Annotated in this window: 2 protein-coding genes; one reads left to right on the forward strand and one right to left on the reverse strand. The window is 47.4% G+C overall.

Going from position 1 to position 1,528, the window contains the following annotated elements:
- A partial coding sequence (locus KIV40_RS30960) for an FKBP-type peptidyl-prolyl cis-trans isomerase N-terminal domain-containing protein (protein WP_285353128.1) occupies positions 1-494 on the reverse strand: 494 nt, incomplete at its 3' end.
- A 130-nt stretch (positions 495-624) separates the two neighbouring features.
- On the opposite strand from KIV40_RS30960, the gene KIV40_RS30965 reads away from it, so the two are divergent.
- Positions 625-1,528: WD40 repeat domain-containing protein (locus KIV40_RS30965; protein WP_285353130.1), on the forward strand; the 904-nt coding region annotated here is incomplete at its 3' end.

Consider the following 1,528-nt stretch of genomic DNA (forward strand, 5'->3'; position numbering starts at 1 on the left):
GTGTCTTTTGGAGACTCACCTTCAGCCGCTGTCATTACTTGGTATAGGAGGCCAGTGTCAGTTTTCTGAACGCCTTCTGTTTTCTCAAACTCAGCGCGGTAGTCATCACCCGCTTTCTTAGTTTCTGCTGACTTCTCTGCTGCTTGAGCTTGCATTGTTTCAGCTACACGTTGGTCAAGAGCTTCAAGTGCCGCGCGCGTCTCTTCTTCGTTCAGTGCAGTGTTGCCTGCGAATACATCTTCGATACCTTGAAGTACCATCTCTTTGTCTAGGTTAATGCCTAGCTCGCTTGGCTTATCAATGCTTGTGCTTAGGTAGTTTGCAAATGAAACACCGATTGCGTAAGCCGCTTTGTCGTCTTCTGTTTTAAAGTTTACTGCTTCAACTTTCACTTCTTCGACTTGAGGAGCTTCTGCCTTTGGTTCTTCTTTCTGACAACCAACTGCTAGCATAACCGTCGCGGCAAGCAGTGATACTTTTAAAACTGATTTCATGAATACTCCAATTAATGGCCAAGCCATTGGTTATTGTGCACAAATCTAGTGATTAGATTGGTGTGAATACGTTAGTTATAACAATATACTAGTTCTATGTCTTTTGACACAAACCGGATTGTTAGACGTGATGCGAATATTTTTTCACTCATTACTATATGCAATTGTCATCACTCTGTTAAATGGATGTTTTTTCTCCCAAGAGGATGATCAACGTTGGGATATTGAACCCAATGGTGCCACCAGCTTTGCGCTAAGCAGAGAAGGTCGCTTTGCCCTGCTCTACTCCCAACAAAAACACTTGCGGCTTTGGGACTTGGCGGAAAACCAAGAGCTCGCTCAGCTTGGCCAACAAGACCAAGTTGGCTCCCCAATTACGCGCATCAAGATCTCTGACAATGGTCGCTATGCGGTGACAGCCAGTCAGATGAACTTTGCCGTTTGGGATCTCACTTGGACGCAAGCCGAGGGACTTTGGTCGATCTCTGACGGACTGATCCGCGATGTCGACATCTCCAGTAATGGCGAGAAAGTCTTGCTCGGGTTATCAAACGGTAAAGCCATCTATGTGGACTTAGTCACTGGTCGTCGCTTAGAGTTCCTCGCACACAGAGAAAAAGTCAATTCTGTCTCACTCTCTTCCAATGGCCGCTACGCACTCTCAGGCGGTAATGACTACAAAGCCTACCTTTGGGATACGGAAACGGGACTAGTACTGCGCACCTTCGAGCACGAACAACGCGTCGTTAGAGTAGTGCTACAACGCGACGGTGAACTGGCCTTCACCTCTGACGGTGGAAACCAAGCCATTGTTTGGGACTTAAAAACAGCCGAGCCACAAGCGGAGCTACAGAGTTGGTCACGTCAGCTCATTTTCTCTACCGCTCGTTTTTCTGATGACGGCACACAATTGGTTACGGGTACACCATCAAGCCAAGTCAGTATCTGGGACACTGAAAGCGGTAAACGGATAGCGCGCTATGACGCCGAGCCATTAAAAGATACTCGCCCTCCCCGTGCCGTAGTGTATGATG

The organism is Vibrio sp. D173a, from assembly GCF_030248475.1.